Origin of the sequence: Ruegeria sp. HKCCA4812 (genome assembly GCF_013034245.1) — a bacterium.
Taxonomy (GTDB): domain Bacteria; phylum Pseudomonadota; class Alphaproteobacteria; order Rhodobacterales; family Rhodobacteraceae; genus Ruegeria.
In genome coordinates this window covers 1,067,638-1,081,745 of record NZ_WQFQ01000001.1, presented here as the reverse complement: position 1 = coordinate 1,081,745, position 14,108 = coordinate 1,067,638, and the positions used below count along the sequence as shown (strand labels likewise).

The window sequence follows — 14,108 nt, the reverse complement described above, 5'->3', positions numbered from 1 at the left end:
AGAAAAATCGCAAGAGCTACAGGGGGCGCACTTTCAGTCCGGTGATGCGGTTGCCTTCACGCGCCGTGACCTCGAACCGGAAACCGTGGAACGAAAACACCTGACCGACGTCAGGGATCATCTGGGCCTCGTGAATCACAAGACCGGCCAGCGTGTTCGCCTCGTCATCCGGCAGAGACCAGTCCAGTGCCCTGTTGGCATCCCGGATCGTCATGGAACCTTCAACCAGATACTGGCCATCTTCGATGCGTGTTACCGGAACCTCTTCGTCTATGTCGAACTCATCGGCAATCTCGCCCACGATTTCTTCAAGAATATCTTCAAGCGTGATCAGGCCTCGCAGTGACCCATATTCATCCACAACCAATGCAAAATGGCTGTGCATGCGCAGGAATTCCCGCATCTGGTCGTCCAGCGTCGTGGTTTCGGGCACAAAGTAAGGGTCGTTTGCCACCTTTCCGATGTCAAAGCTTGCCAAACGGTCGGTCCCGCCGTCGCTGCTGCCTGCCTGCGCATACATGGCGCGAAAGAGGTCCTTGGCGTGGACAACACCCACGATGTTTTCCGGCTCGTCCCGGAACACAGGCAGACGGGTGTGGGGGCTTTGCAGACATTGTTTCAGGATTTCCTCGGGGGCGGCATTGGCGTCGATCATCTCGATATTCGAGCGGTGCAGCATGATCTCTTCCACCGTCCGGTCGCCCAGATCCAGCGCACCCAAGATGCGGTCGCGGTCTTCCTTTTCGACCACGCCTTCGGAATGACCAAGTTGCAAGGCGCCGGCAATCTCTTCGCGTACAGCCAGAATGTTGCTGTCGGGATCGATCTGCACGCCGAACAGGCGCAACACACCGCGCACCAGCAGCCGCACCGCGGCCACAATGGGTGAAAACACCGTCACGACGACGCTGATGATCGGCGCGACAGCCGCCGCGGCCTTTTCGGAATTGGTGATGGCGTAGGTCTTGGGCAGCACTTCGGCAAAGATCAGCACCAGCAAAGTCATGACTAGGGTCGCCAACGCCACGCCGCTTTCGCCGAACAAACGGGTGAACAAGGCCGTCGCCAGCGAGGCCGCCAGGATGTTGACAAGGTTGTTGCCCAGAAGAACCGAGCCGATCAGGCGTTCATTGTCATCGGTGATTTCCAGCGCCTTTTTTGCGCCCCGTGATCCCTTGTCGGCCTGCGCCCGCAGTTTTCCGCGAGAAGAGGCTGTAAGCGCCGTTTCCGAACCCGAGAAAAAGCCGGACAAAACGAGCAACAAGAGGATCGCGCCTGACGTAAACCAGAATGCGCTGTCGATCAGAGAAGATGAGGGTTCCATTGGTCCTTGGTGGGTTAGGGCGACGCATCCGTTATGGGGATGCCGCGCTGCTGGATCAAGGGCTTAGCCCCGGTCTTCGTCAGGGTCTTTGCTCAGCGGGTGGTGTTGCAACACCAGTTCCGACAGCCGTTCATCCAGAACATGAGTATAAATCTCGGTCGTTGCAACGTCGGCATGACCCAACAAGGTCTGGATCGAACGCAGATCAGCGCCGTTGGCCAGCAGATGCGTGGCAAAGGCATGGCGCAGGGTATGCGGGGTGACTTTCTCGGGCGAAACGCCACCCTGAACGGCCAGTTCCTTGACCAGCAGAAAAAACCTGTGCCGCGTCAGGTGGCCGGATTTGCCGCGCGACGGAAACAGAAAACGGGACCTTTGACCGCCTTTCTCGACGGTCTGGTCTTCGGCTTCGTCCCGCACGGTCAACCAGACAGCCAAAGCATCCCGCGCCGGTGGAGACAGGGGCACCATGCGTTCCTTGCCGCCTTTGCCCATCACCAGCAACATACGCGGATCGCCACGGGCCGAGGAAACGGGCAGGGACACAAGTTCGGTCACACGCATCCCGGTGGCGTAGAGAACTTCCATCAAACAGGTATTGCGTATGCGATCGGCCTTGCTGCGGCCGGTTTGTCGGGCGGCTGCCAGAAGACGGTCGACTTCGGGCACGTCCAGCGTTTTGGGCAGTCGCTTCTGCCGCCCCGGACCTTTGATCTGGATGGCGGGGTTCGTCTCGCTCCAGCCTTCCTCGAACGCAAAGCGGTACAGCTGTTTTATCGCCGACAATCGCCGCGCGCGGGTGGAGCGCGACAGGCCCTGTGCCTGGCAGTCGATCAGATAGGCCTCGATCTGATCACGATCTGCCTGATCGAATCCGGATCCCCTGTGCTGCAACCAGGATGCAAAGTCTTTCAGATCGCGGCCATAGGCCAGCAACGTGTTTGTCGCCGCGCCAAGTTCCGCCGCCTGGGCCTGTAGAAAGGTCGAAATCCACAGTTCGTTTGTCGCCGGAATAGCCATCTTCAACGTTCTCGCAGGATCAACAGGCTCAGCGCAGCACGCCGCGCGGTGTCTTCCAGGCCCACGCGTCGGAAGGTTGCAATTGCTGCGGTCAGATCCACCAGATTGCCCCGTGCACCATGCGCAAACAGCTGCATGGCTTCCAGTATGGCTTCACCAAGCTGACCGTTGTCCAGTAAGGCGTCAATGTCGTTGGGTACGGGTGCCGCCCATGCAAACCCCTGAGAAACAGCGTCGGCCAACGGAGAAGGAGAAACCGCCCGCCCCGGATCACCCTGCGCCAGCGCCGCAAGAAACAGGGTATCGATCGAGTTGTCCGGTGCTGATTGTGCAGCCTGTTCATAAAGGCCAGACAGCATCAGAATGCGCCAGCGAAGGTTTTCAGTCGCAGGCACCGACAGCGAAACCTTCGACAGACGCTCGGCGAACAATTCGGCGAAGGGCACTTCAAGCCCGACGCTGCGCATCTGCTGCCAGACCGGTGGCAGCGTTTTTCCGATAGCTTCAGCGTTTCGCGTATCCAACGCGCTTTCAAATCGTTGGATGGCCGCGACCCGGTCCCAAACTGCGCCGGACGCTGCCGGGGACCTTTCGGTATAAAGTCCAAGCAATTGATTGGGCGTCAAGGCGCCAATGCGTGTAAGCCGTTCGGCGGCTTCGATCTGCGCTTTCCATCCGGCCACATCCCGAAGATCCGCGTTGGCGAAAGCGCGTGGCAACGAGGCGGAAGGAAGCCGCTCTCCGATCGCTTCGAACAGTCGGAAACTCAATGGATCCGGGTTTTCAGGTTGGGGCAGATAAGCCGCGCCTTCATAGAGTTCAGGGCTTAGAAAACGATCCAGAACCGCCAGCTCTTCCGGTGGGAGGATGTCCAGGGCATGCGCGGCCTCAAGCGTCAACGCGGCCGATGCCCAATCTCCGCGCCGGGCTTTGCAGAACACTTGCGCGGCGTAGTCCTTTGACAGGTGCGGTTCGGCGATAAGGGCGGTGCAGCTGCGATCCTCATCGCCGGTCAGCAGCGTTGCGTCAAACCAGCGCTGAAACCGATCCTGTGTATCGGTCGGCCCGGCCAGTTGAACCAGCGATTGCACGGGATCAGCCGCGCCCAGTTGCATCAGACGGTCCAGCCGCGCCAGCAGCATAATCTCTTGCGCATCAGGGCCCGCCGGCGCCCGGGTTTCCGACAGAAGCAATGTAAACAACAGGCGTTGCATGGCCGGGTTGTCGCGAACGGGCGTCTTCGCGATCAGCTCCGCCAGCCGGTTCGCATCGCTGCCTTGCCACAAATCCACGGGCAACCCGGTGACGGATGATGCGACCAGGCCCAAAGGTTGCGACAACGCTTCAAGCGGCGTGACCTCAATTTCGGGCAATCCACCGTTCTGTGCCACCGGCGGTTCCAGCAATACGGTTCCGGGCAGGTTTTCCGGCGGATCCGCAAGCCACTCGATCGCGGATAACGGGGTCTGCGCATGTGCCGATCCCGCCAGAAAGACCGCCAACAGCGCCTGTTTAGTTGACATCCAATACGACCGGTTCGCGGATTTCGCTTTGAGGCGCAGAAAAATCCGCGCCAAAGAATGGGCCAACATAGGCGTAGGCGACCAGCCCAATGAATACCAGGCAAAGAACATATATCAGGAATTTGATCAGTCGGCCCATGGCCCCACGCTGCCTCAATTTTTGATTTTGGCCAAGTTATAACTGGCATTTTTCCCAAGATCACGTCATTCACGTTTAAATGAGCGAAATTAAGCATAACACACATTCCACAGACACACAGGGTGGTTTTGATCTGCACAAAACCGTGGTTCTGGTGGGGATGATGGGGGCTGGCAAGACTGCGGTGGGTCGCGCGTTGGCCGCACGTCTGGGTGTTCCGTTTCTGGACAGCGATGCAGAGATCGAATCAGCCGCCAACATGACCATTCCTGAAATCTTTGAGCGTGACGGCGAACCTTTCTTTCGCACCAAGGAATCGCAGGTCATCGGGCGCTTGCTGGATGAACAAAAAGGCATTCTTTCAACGGGTGGGGGGGCGTTTCTCCAGCCGGAAAACCGTCGCATCATCGCCGAAAAGGGCGCTGCCGTCTGGCTGCGCGCGGATCTGAATGTTCTGTGGAACCGTGTGCGCCACAAAGACACCCGTCCTCTGCTGCGCACCGACGATCCCTATGCAACGCTGAAATCCCTCTACGAGGCCCGCGTGCCGGTTTATGCTGAGGCCGATCTGACAGTGGATTCGGATGGCGAGACCTCGATCGAAAATATGGTAGGCCGCGTTGTCGACGCTCTGTTGGCGCGCCCTGATGTTTTGGAACTCAAATAAATGCACCAAACAGTACATGTGGACCTGGGTGACCGATCCTATGATGTTGAAATCGGTCCGGATCTTCTGACGCGGGCGGGGGGCTGGATATCACCACTTCTGGCCCGGCCAAAAGTCGCGGTTTTGACGGATGAAAACGTGGCCGGTTTGCATCTTGAGGCGCTGCGCGCCGGGCTGAATGCCGCGGGGATCGAGATGACCGCGCTGGCGCTGCCCGCCGGAGAGGCAACCAAAAGCTGGCCGCATTTCGAGCGCGCTGTCGAGTGGCTGCTCGCAGAAAAAGTCGAACGCCGGGATGTCGTCGTGGCCTTGGGGGGCGGCGTCATCGGAGATCTAGCAGGCTTTGCAGCGGCGGTTTTGCGGCGCGGTGTTCGCTTTGTGCAGATTCCAACGTCATTGCTGGCGCAAGTGGACAGCTCGGTCGGTGGAAAGACCGGGATCAACGCACCACAGGGCAAAAACCTGATCGGCGCGTTTCATCAACCCTCGCTGGTTCTGGCGGACACCTCTGTTCTGGGGACCATGACCCAAAGAGACTTCTTGTCGGGCTATGGCGAGGTCGTGAAATACGGATTGCTTGGCGACGCGAAGTTCTTTGATTGGCTTGAGGCGCACGGGCCAAGCGTTTCCTCGGGTGACATGGCGGCCCGTGTGCATGCGGTGACGCGCTCGGTGCAAATGAAGGCCGACATCGTCGCGCGGGATGAAACCGAACAAGGTGACAGGGCTCTTCTCAATCTGGGGCACACCTTCTGCCACGCCCTGGAGGCCGCGACGGGTTATTCCGACCGCCTTCTGCATGGCGAAGGTGTGGCAATTGGCTGCGCGCTGGCGTTTGAGTTGTCATCGCGCCTGGGTTTGTGTTCGCAAGAGGACCCAAGCCGGGTGCGCGCGCATTTGCGCGCGATGGGGATGAAGACGGATCTGGCCGATATTCCGGGCGAATTGCCAAGCGCCGAGGCGCTGGTGGATCTTATGGGACAGGACAAGAAAGTCGTGGATGGCCAGCTTCGGTTTATTCTGGCGCGTGGGATCGGAGAAGCGTTCGTGACCTCAGATGTGCCGAAAGATGCGGTTCTTTCGGTCCTGTCGGATGCGCTTGCCACGGCTTGACCTGAAGGCCTAGCGCCCCTGAATGACCATCAGTTCACCGATGTTCTCGCGCGTGATGTAACCCATCATGCGACCACCCCGAGTGACCACAGCGATGGCCGGAGCGCCGTTGTGCAAGTGCTCCAGAACTGTCTCGAGCCCGGTGGTAAGCGAAACCGAGGGGACCGCCGCGTCCATGATCGACGTGGCGCGTGCTGATCTGGGTTGGTCACTTGCCAGCGCAGCAAACAGCCGTTCACGCGTGACGAATCCCAGCAGGGCCTGGCTTGAGTCCAATACAGGGAATTCGTGTTGCGTGGTGTGGATCACGGCTTGCGCCGCCGTGCTCAGCGTATCGTCGGGGGAAAGCGCGTGAAACTCGGTGATCATCGCGTCCCGGGCCAGTACCCGGCGCGCTGCGGAGCGCAGGGCGACGTCCTGGCTTTCGGCGTTGGCGGCGATGAACACGAACACGGCGATGAGCACGAGAAACGGGTTGCCTGAGCTCAGCCCCAAAAAACCCAGACCCACCGCAACGATCTGACCTCCGACCGCAGCCACGCGTGTTGCTTTGACGCGGTCCATGCGCAGGCACAGAAGGGCGCGGAATACGCGCCCTCCGTCCATGGGGAAGGCCGGGATCATGTTGAATACGGCCAGCAGCAGGTTGATGTAGGCCAGCCTGTTCAGAAACCCGATACCCGGTGAATCGATCTGGGAAAGCGTCTCGATCGGCACTCCCGCTCCGAAGGCGACCAGTATGACCCAGATCACGATGTTCACCGCCGGACCTGCAAGTGCCACAAGCACTTCTTGCATCGGTTTTTCCGGCATCCTTTCAAGTCGGGCCAACCCGCCGATCGGCAACAGTGTTATGTCTGGGGTCTTGATTCCAAAGCGCCGCGCCATGAGGGCATGACCGAATTCATGCGCGACCACACAGGCAAACAAGGCCAGAACAAACAACAGGTTGTCTATGGCGGCCGGCAGGCCACCGGCGGAATAGGCGGCAAAGCCTACCCAGGCCAGAAGCAGGAAAAACGTGACATGGACCCTCAGTTCGGACCCGAGCAACCGGCCGAGAGAAAAGGACCATGTCATGTCGTGTCTCCGAATTTTCTAGAACGGAATCTCGTCGTCGTCGATTCCACCCGATGCCGGTGCCGGGGAACTGGACGGACCGCCGTAAGGATCTCCGTACCCGCTGCCACCGGCTTGGCCGCCGCCGTAACCACCGCCGCTGCCGCCGCCTTCGCCGCGGCTGTCGAGCAAGGTCAATTCACCGCGGTAGGGGCGCAGAACAACCTCGGTTGTATAACGGTCTTGCCCGGACTGATCCTGCCATTTTCGGGTTTCCAGCTGGCCTTCGATATAAACCTTGCTGCCTTTGCGCAGGTATTGCTCTGCAATACGGGCCAGCGGTTCCGAGAAGATTGCGACCGAGTGCCATTCCGTGCGTTCGCGGCGTTCGCCCGTGTTGCGGTCTTTCCAGTTCTCTGACGTGGCAATGCGCAGATTGCAAACCTTTCCGCCGTTCTGGAACGACCGGACCTCGGGGTCGCGGCCAAGATTACCTACCAGAATGACCTTGTTGACTGAACCCGCCATGTAATTCCTCGTTCTGTTTTCGCGTATGTGCGCCGAATCTGGCGCGACTTGTTTCGTGAGACCCTATACGGCCTGCATCATGGATGAAAACAGTAGATACAACAGTGTTGGGCAAGAGTCTTACTTTGGCCTTTACCAAGCTTTCATTTTTTGTGGGAATACCTATAATCCGACTGGTTTCTTATCGAGCAGGATAGGCATTGATGCGTTCTTGGGTTGCTGGGTTTTCTGTTGTCTGCCTTGTGCTGGCCGTTTTGCCTGTGCAGGCGCAAACTCTATCTACCAAAAGCCGCAAGGATATCTTCCTCAAGCAGTCCAAGATTCTGGATTCCCGTGCGGCGACGCAGTATCGCGACTCCGCGAGGTTGAAACCCAAGACATCCCGTGCGCATACCGGCAAGCGATATACTGGCAAGTATCGCGGCCAGTATCTGGATCTGGCGAAACAGGCTGCCCGCCTTCACAACATTCCCGAAGACTTGTTCCTTCGCCTTGTTCAGCAGGAAAGCGGATGGAACCCTCACGCGAAGTCTCACAAGGGTGCTCTGGGATTGGCGCAATTGATGCCTCAGACCGCCGAGCTTCTGGGGGTCAACCCGCATGACCCCAAGCAGAATCTCGAAGGTGGGGCCAGATACCTGTCCTGGCAGTATCGCAAGTTCAAATCCTGGCCACTGGCTTTGGCCGCCTACAATGCCGGCCCAAAAGCGGTGGAAAAGCATGGCGGCATACCGCCATACAAGGAAACCCAGAACTACGTGAAGGTCATCTGGGGCGGATAAACCCGATGCCGCGGCGCAGAACGTCCGGTTCTTGATCAGGCTCAACCAGTCCAACTAATCTGAAAGGGTATCGTCCAGTAACTGGTGAGGCCGCCTCATGCCTGTTGACCACCCTGAGATTCCGCAAGAAACGCTGGCCAACTGGCAGCAACTGGTTGATCTGGTCGCGGAATTGGCGGATGTGCCCGCAAGCCTGATCATGAAAACCGACGCACCGGATCACGCGGTGCTGATCACGTCGGATCATCCCGAAAACCCGTATCCGGTTGGTTTGAGTTTCCAGTTGAATCCCAAACTTTATTGTCAGGGCGTCCTGCAACGGGACGGAGAACTGGTGGTTGAGGATGCAGCCTGCGATCCGGATTGGGCCGACAATGACGATCTGGAACATGGGATGACATTTTACATCGGCCTGCCGCTTAAATGGCCCGATGGATCGGTGTTCGGAACGATTTGTGTTCTGGATCGAAAGCAGAACCGGCGTGCCTTGTTGTTCCGCGAAGGGTTGGCGCAGTTCGCACGCATGGTCGAGTCGGATTTGGCTTTGTTGCAAGAGGTTTACCTGCGCCGCGCGCTGGAAGAGAAGCTCAACGAAACACTGGCGCAGCTTGAAACCCGTGTCGCGGATCGTACCCGTGAGTTGCAGGAAACCAACACGGCGCTGCGCGTCCTGCTGTCCAGTCTGGATGACGAACGCAAAAACCGCGATCACGAAATTGTCGAACAGGTGCGCGGCCGAGTTCTGCCCTATCTGGAAAAGGCTCGAACGCAGCTTTCAGGGGACGAAGCAAAGTATGTCTATCTTGAGTTGGCCGAGAAGAACCTGAACGAGATCACGTCTTCATTGTCGGACAAACTGACGGATGCGTTTGCAGCAATGACCCCGACCGAGATCGAGATTGCGCAGATGGTCATGTTTGGAAAAACAACCAAGGACATCGCCAAGGCCCTGTCCCGAGAAACATCGACAATCGATTTTCACCGCAACAACATTCGCCGCAAGCTGGGCCTTGAAGGGCGCAGCCAGAACCTGCGCAGTCATTTGCTCTCGATTTCGTGAACACGGAATATGGGGTTTTGCCCCATATTCCGCCCCCATTTTTTCGGTCTGAGCCAAGATGCCTTGGCTTGTTACCTTTGGTTGGGACGTGCGGAAAACCTGCACATGTCCAACAGAGAGGTACACAAAAATGGATCGCAAAGATCTGAAACCAACCATCCTGAACGGGGACAAGGATCATCTGGCGCCGGGGCTGTCTCGCCGGTCTTTCTTTATGGCGGCGGGGGCTGTCGGTGTCGGCGCGACCGCTTCCGTACTGGGCGCAAGATCGGCTCAGGCGCAGTCTCAGGCGTGGCTACAGCCGGGCAACAACAACCACGTGATCGATCTGCAAGGCACAACGGGTCAGGCCAGCACCGGGACGGTTGGCATCGACTATTATGGTCATTGTGCGATCAAGATCACCTCGCCCAATGGCGCAACAGTGCTGTTTGATCCCTGGCGCGATGATCCGTCGGGCGCATGGGGGCTTTGGTTCCGCAACGAATTCCCGCAAATCCCGGTGGACATCACCCTGTCGACCCATGCCCATTTCGATCACGATGCGATTGAACGCCCAAGCTCGACCATGGTGCTGGATCGCATGGTGGGCAATTTCGAGTTTGCAGACATCAAGATCACCGGTTTTGCCGACAAGCACGCCTGTGTCGCGCCGGGATGGTATGATTGGACCAATGCGCTGGCCGAGTTCGGCGTGGAAGCCTGCCCGCCGAACAACGTGGGCCACATGGATATGGTCGTCTATCTGGTCGAGACCGGCGGCATTCGAGCGCTGATCTGGGGCGACAACCGCCACAACCCGCCGCAGGAGTTCTGGGACGCGATCGGACGGGTGGATGTTCTGACGCTGCCGGTTGATGGCTCGGAACATATCCTCAGCTTCGATCAGGGCAACGACATCGTATCCAAGCTCAAGCCCAAGGTGATCATCCCCACACATTACCTGAACGAGGTCACATCCTACACGCTGACCACTCTGCAATCTGCCGACGACTGGGTGAAGGGGCAGCAGAGCTACAAGATGCTTGACAGTGCCAGCCTTCAGCTTGAAGCCGGTGACATTGCCGGAATGAACCAGGAATTCATGCATTTTGGCAACAACGTCATGACCGGCTGACGAATTACCGGGGTCGCCACTCACGCCACTCCCAAGCGCCGCCTGTCTCCCCAAGAAACCACGGCGCCAAAAGAAAGGGCCGGTCCCTGACCGGCCCTTTTTCAAGGTTCAGAAACGGGTTTACTCCGCTGCGACTTTGATCACCGGCTCCATCCGGGCCAGAATATCTTCGGCCAGGTGGCATTTGATCTGGTGCCCATCAGCCAGCGTCTGCACCGGCGGCACATGGGATTCGCACCGACCGTCAGGCACCTCGGATTTCCATCGGCAACGCGTCTGGAACGGACAGCCTGGTGGCGGGTTCATGGCCGAAGGAATATCGCCTTCCAGAACGATATGCTGCTTTTCGATCGAGGTATCCGCAATCGGAACCGCGCTCAGCAGCGCCTCGGTATAGGGGTGATAGGGCGGGGCAAAGACCTGATCCGTGGTGCCCAATTCCACGACATGGCCCAGATACATCACCATAACCCGGTCACTGAGGTAACGCACGATGGACAAATCGTGGCTGATGAACAACAGAGTGGTCTTGTGCTGTCGCTGTATCTCCATCAACAGATCCGTCACGGCAGCCTGAACCGACACATCCAGCGCCGAGACGGGTTCGTCCGCCACAACGATACGCGCATCGCCGGCAAAGGCGCGCGCGATACCCACGCGCTGTTTCTGCCCGCCGGACAGCTGTCGCGGCATCCTGTCTGCAAAGGCGCGCGGCAGCTTCACCAGATCAAGCAGTTCCAGCATCCGCTTCTTTCGCTCGGCTTCAGAGTTTCCGACACCGAAGATTTCAAGCGCCCGGATGATCTGACGGCCGACGGTCATCGACGGATTCAGCGTGTCGAACGGGTTCTGGAAAACCATCTGAACTTCGCCGATCGTCTTGGCATCGCGTTCTTCGATGGGCACCTGTTCGATGTTGCGGTTGTCCAGCAGGATCTGCCCGTCTGTGGCCGTCTCCAATCCCATAAGGACCTTGGCGAAGGTGGACTTGCCGCAGCCGGATTCCCCCACGATGGCCAGTGTCTCGGATTCGTGCGCCTCGAAGCTTAGCGTTTCGTTGGCCTTCACAACCTTCTTCTCACCGCCGCCAAACAAGGCATTTGCCGCAACCTCGTAATATTTCTTGAGGTTGTCCATTTTCAGAACCGTTCGGCCAATCTCACCCTTTTCTTTCTGATCGGCCAGCGCAAGTGGGGCGTTCCAGTCGATTTCCTGGAATTTAAGGCAGCGGGTGTGGTGCCGGTCATTTCCCGGAACGGCCTCCATCAGGATTTCCTTCGCGTCACAGCGCCCCTCTTCGAAATAGTCGCAGCGCGGTCCAAAGTTGCAACCCGGAGGCCGCTCGTGGGGCAATGGGAAGTTCCCCGGAATAGCCACCAGCGGACGCGTGTTCTTGTCAGCCCCCGGCAGCGGGATCGAACGGAACAGCGCCTGTGTATAAGGGTGCTGCATCTCGTCGAACACATCCTTGATCGAGCCGCGCTCGACCGCTTCACCCGAATACATGACGCAAAGACGGTCGCAGGTTTCCAGAACCAGCCCGAGATTGTGCGAGATAAACAACATCGAAGTGCCGTATTTCTTGCCCAGATCCTTGACCAGTTCGACCACAGCGGCCTCGACCGTCACGTCCAAAGCTGTTGTCGGCTCATCCAGGATCAACAGCGCCGGTTTAGACATCAGCGCCATCGCAATCACGATCCGCTGCTGCTGACCACCCGACAGTTGGTGCGGAAATGAATTCAACATCCGCTCGGGGTCTGGCAGGCGAACATCCGTCACCACTTCCAGCGCGCGGGAATAAGCCTCTTCCTGACTTACCCCCTCGTGGATCATCGGCACTTCCATTAATTGTTTGCCGATCTTCATCGCCGGATTCAGCGATGCCATCGGTTCCTGATAGATCATCGCGATTTCATTGCCGCGAATGTCGCGCAACTCTTCGGCCGACATCTCTGCCAGATCGCGGCCCTTGAATTTTATCGTGCCTCCGACGATGCGACCGTTCTTGCCAAGATCCTGCATCACGCCCAGTGCCACGGTCGATTTGCCACAACCGGATTCACCAACCAGCCCCACGGCTTCGCCGGGCTCTACGCTGACCGAGAAATCCATCACGGCGGGGATTTCCCGCAGGCGGGTAAAGAATGAGATGGACAGCTTGTCGATCTCCAGGATCGGGCCGTCATAATCCGCCATTTTGCTCATTTTGCTTACTCCTCACCAAATGCGGGGATCCCCTTCATCTGGCCAAAAATATCCCGGGGGGTCCGGGGGGCTGGCCCCCCGGCCTCGATCACATCAGTCCTTCAGGCTTTCCTCGCGAAGACCGTCAGCCAGCAGGTTCAGACCAAGAACCAGCGACAGCAGGGCAAAGGCAGGAGGAAGGGCAGGGTGCAGGTAGATCGACAGCAGCTTGCGCCCCTCGTTGATCGTGGATCCCCAGTCCGGGCTTTCCGGCGGAAGGCCCAGTCCGAAGAAGCCCAAAGTCCCCAGAAGAATGGTGGTGTACCCGATGCGCAGACAGAAATCGACGATCAGAGGGCCACGGGCGTTGGGCAGGATTTCCCAAAGCATGATGTACCACGGCCCTTCGCCGCGTGTCTGGGCCGCAGCCACGTAATCGCGGGTTTTGATGTCCAGCGCCAAGCCGCGCACGATACGGAAGACCGTGGGCGAGTTGACGAACACCACCGAGACGAACACCACCAGAATACCGCCGGGGATATCGAACAGGTCCAGATAGGTCGGCAGACCCCAGATCCGGTAGGCCTCGGTATTGATGATGTAGCCACCGGTCGAAATCAGCGACAGATACAGCCAGATCGCAACACCCAGAACACCGATAAGCAATGGCGTGCGGAAATTCGGGCGCGTGTAATAGCGCGAATTCAGCAATACGCCGATGAACAGGATCGGGAACACGAACAACACGGCCGCCATGTAGTTCGGCACCCCGGTTGCCACGATTTCCGGCGTCACCAGCAGGTAGAACAGCAGGATCACCGGGAAGGCGAGGATCAGGTTGGCGAGGAAGGACAGGAACGTATCAAAACGGCCCCCATAGTAGCCGGCGGGAAGCCCCAGCGTAATGCCGACCATAAAGGCGAACATCGTTGCCAGCGGTGCAATTTGCACCACAACCCAGGCCCCCTTGACCATCCGGCTGAATACGTCACGCGCCAGATTGTCACCGCCCAGAAGATACCAAGCATACTCGCCGTCCTCCAGATTAGGCAGAGGCGTTCCCGGCACTTTGTTCTTCATGCCAGAGATCTGTGTCAGCGGGTCATGGGTCACGATCAGATCAAGCGCGCCGAAGATGCCGGTAAAGACCCAGAACATCACAAGGCCAAAGCCGATCATTCCGATGGGACTGTCATACAGTTTGCCGTACAACCCCAACCGTCGTTTGAAGGCGATGGACATGGCGAACATGATGATCAGCGCGACCCATACAGGCAGGAATTGCTGGGAAATGGCGCCGATGATCCCTGCGCCAGTGCCCATCAGGATGCCCAGCACCAGATAGGCCACGGCCAATCCCACGCTGGCAAGGAAACTGTAATGCAGCGCAAGCTGGATCAATCCACGGACACCGCCGCCAGAACTGACGGATCCATCCGGATTCACGACAATCTGCTGTTCAGGCAAAAAGATACTGGCGATGATCCAGACCAGGATCGACAGCAAAAGTGCAGCCAGTGCAATCATCAGCAGCGGGTTCAGGAAGGCGATAGAGCCGGTCCAGGTTAGTGGTTCCATAATCTCACCCT

The 14,108-nt window shown here is 58.3% G+C and carries 13 protein-coding genes; 5 read left to right on the top strand and 8 right to left on the bottom strand.

The genetic code is table 11. The features are described 5' to 3' along the window. Nucleotides 1-16: 16 nt before the first annotated feature. The 4 genes from GOW04_RS05430 to GOW04_RS05415 form a co-directional block, all read right to left on the bottom strand. Nucleotides 17-1,324: an HlyC/CorC family transporter gene (locus GOW04_RS05430; RefSeq protein ID WP_171231770.1), complete on the bottom strand. Its 1,308-nt coding sequence runs from the start codon at nt 1,322-1,324 to the stop codon at nt 17-19. 63 nt (nt 1,325-1,387) lie between these two features. Beyond that, on the bottom strand, nt 1,388-2,344 hold the full coding sequence (locus GOW04_RS05425; protein WP_171231769.1) for a site-specific tyrosine recombinase XerD: 957 nt from the start codon (nt 2,342-2,344) through the stop codon (nt 1,388-1,390). 2 nt (nt 2,345-2,346) lie between these two features. Continuing rightward, the gene (locus tag GOW04_RS05420; RefSeq protein WP_171231768.1) at nt 2,347-3,867 is read right to left on the bottom strand and encodes a hypothetical protein; all 1,521 of its coding nucleotides are present in this window, start codon (nt 3,865-3,867) and stop codon (nt 2,347-2,349) included. Then, a complete protein-coding gene (locus GOW04_RS05415; RefSeq protein WP_171168466.1) occupies nt 3,857-4,006 on the bottom strand; it encodes a hypothetical protein in 150 nt (49 codons plus the stop codon). Before GOW04_RS05415 ends, GOW04_RS05420 begins: the two co-directional genes overlap by 11 nt. Nucleotides 4,007-4,085: 79 nt before the next feature. Here GOW04_RS05415 and GOW04_RS05410 point away from each other — a divergent pair, with 79 nt between their 5' ends. Next, nucleotides 4,086-4,673 (top strand): shikimate kinase, encoded by a 588-nt coding sequence (locus GOW04_RS05410; RefSeq protein WP_152457761.1) that lies wholly within the window; start codon nt 4,086-4,088, stop codon nt 4,671-4,673. Beyond that, nucleotides 4,674-5,786 (top strand): 3-dehydroquinate synthase, encoded by a 1,113-nt coding sequence (gene aroB, locus GOW04_RS05405; RefSeq protein WP_171231767.1) that lies wholly within the window; start codon nt 4,674-4,676, stop codon nt 5,784-5,786. It begins immediately after the preceding gene. Nucleotides 5,787-5,795: 9 nt separating this feature from the next. Here the strand turns inward: aroB and GOW04_RS05400 are convergent, their stop codons facing one another. Both GOW04_RS05400 and ssb read right to left on the bottom strand, forming a co-directional pair. Beyond that, nucleotides 5,796-6,866: a site-2 protease family protein gene (locus GOW04_RS05400; protein ID WP_171231766.1), complete on the bottom strand. Its 1,071-nt coding sequence runs from the start codon at nt 6,864-6,866 to the stop codon at nt 5,796-5,798. Between the two features lie 18 nt (nt 6,867-6,884). After that, nucleotides 6,885-7,373: a single-stranded DNA-binding protein gene (gene ssb / locus GOW04_RS05395; RefSeq protein WP_152457764.1), complete on the bottom strand. Its 489-nt coding sequence runs from the start codon at nt 7,371-7,373 to the stop codon at nt 6,885-6,887. Between the two features lie 203 nt (nt 7,374-7,576). Here ssb and GOW04_RS05390 point away from each other — a divergent pair, with 203 nt between their 5' ends. The 3 genes from GOW04_RS05390 (at nt 7,577) to GOW04_RS05380 (ending at nt 10,332) form a co-directional block, all read left to right on the top strand. After that, the gene (locus tag GOW04_RS05390) at nt 7,577-8,155 is read left to right on the top strand and encodes a lytic transglycosylase domain-containing protein (protein WP_152457765.1); all 579 of its coding nucleotides are present in this window, start codon (nt 7,577-7,579) and stop codon (nt 8,153-8,155) included. A gap of 97 nt (nt 8,156-8,252) precedes the next feature. Continuing rightward, nucleotides 8,253-9,215, top strand: a complete 963-nt coding sequence (locus GOW04_RS05385; RefSeq protein ID WP_152457766.1) for a LuxR C-terminal-related transcriptional regulator — start codon at nt 8,253-8,255, stop codon at nt 9,213-9,215. Nucleotides 9,216-9,345: 130 nt separating this feature from the next. Beyond that, complete coding sequence (locus GOW04_RS05380) at nt 9,346-10,332, top strand: MBL fold metallo-hydrolase (RefSeq protein WP_171231765.1); 987 nt, start codon at nt 9,346-9,348, stop codon at nt 10,330-10,332. A 120-nt stretch (nt 10,333-10,452) separates the two neighbouring features. On the opposite strand, the gene GOW04_RS05375 is transcribed toward GOW04_RS05380, so the two are convergent. Beyond that, nucleotides 10,453-12,540 (bottom strand): ABC transporter ATP-binding protein, encoded by a 2,088-nt coding sequence (locus GOW04_RS05375; RefSeq protein WP_152457768.1) that lies wholly within the window; start codon nt 12,538-12,540, stop codon nt 10,453-10,455. A gap of 93 nt (nt 12,541-12,633) precedes the next feature. Then, nucleotides 12,634-14,097, bottom strand: coding sequence for an ABC transporter permease (locus GOW04_RS05370; RefSeq protein WP_152457769.1), 1,464 nt, complete (start codon nt 14,095-14,097; stop codon nt 12,634-12,636). Nucleotides 14,098-14,108 lie beyond the last annotated feature (11 nt).

What these genes read in the sequence shown, in the direction of transcription:
- GOW04_RS05415 (WP_171168466.1), bottom strand. Translation starts at nt 4,006, where the DNA reads ATGGGCCGACTGATCAAATTCCTGATATATGTTCTTTGCCTGGTATTC.
- GOW04_RS05370 (WP_152457769.1), bottom strand. Translation starts at nt 14,097, where the DNA reads ATGGAACCACTAACCTGGACCGGCTCTATCGCCTTCCTGAACCCGCTG.
- GOW04_RS05400 (WP_171231766.1), bottom strand. Translation starts at nt 6,866, where the DNA reads ATGACATGGTCCTTTTCTCTCGGCCGGTTGCTCGGGTCCGAACTGAGG.
- GOW04_RS05390 (WP_152457765.1), top strand. Translation starts at nt 7,577, where the DNA reads ATGCGTTCTTGGGTTGCTGGGTTTTCTGTTGTCTGCCTTGTGCTGGCC.
- aroB (WP_171231767.1), top strand. Translation starts at nt 4,674, where the DNA reads ATGCACCAAACAGTACATGTGGACCTGGGTGACCGATCCTATGATGTT.
- GOW04_RS05410 (WP_152457761.1), top strand. Translation starts at nt 4,086, where the DNA reads ATGAGCGAAATTAAGCATAACACACATTCCACAGACACACAGGGTGGT.
- GOW04_RS05375 (WP_152457768.1), bottom strand. Translation starts at nt 12,540, where the DNA reads ATGAGCAAAATGGCGGATTATGACGGCCCGATCCTGGAGATCGACAAG.
- GOW04_RS05425 (WP_171231769.1), bottom strand. Translation starts at nt 2,344, where the DNA reads ATGGCTATTCCGGCGACAAACGAACTGTGGATTTCGACCTTTCTACAG.
- ssb (WP_152457764.1), bottom strand. Translation starts at nt 7,373, where the DNA reads ATGGCGGGTTCAGTCAACAAGGTCATTCTGGTAGGTAATCTTGGCCGC.
- GOW04_RS05385 (WP_152457766.1), top strand. Translation starts at nt 8,253, where the DNA reads ATGCCTGTTGACCACCCTGAGATTCCGCAAGAAACGCTGGCCAACTGG.
- GOW04_RS05380 (WP_171231765.1), top strand. Translation starts at nt 9,346, where the DNA reads ATGGATCGCAAAGATCTGAAACCAACCATCCTGAACGGGGACAAGGAT.
- GOW04_RS05430 (WP_171231770.1), bottom strand. Translation starts at nt 1,324, where the DNA reads ATGGAACCCTCATCTTCTCTGATCGACAGCGCATTCTGGTTTACGTCA.
- GOW04_RS05420 (WP_171231768.1), bottom strand. Translation starts at nt 3,867, where the DNA reads ATGTCAACTAAACAGGCGCTGTTGGCGGTCTTTCTGGCGGGATCGGCA.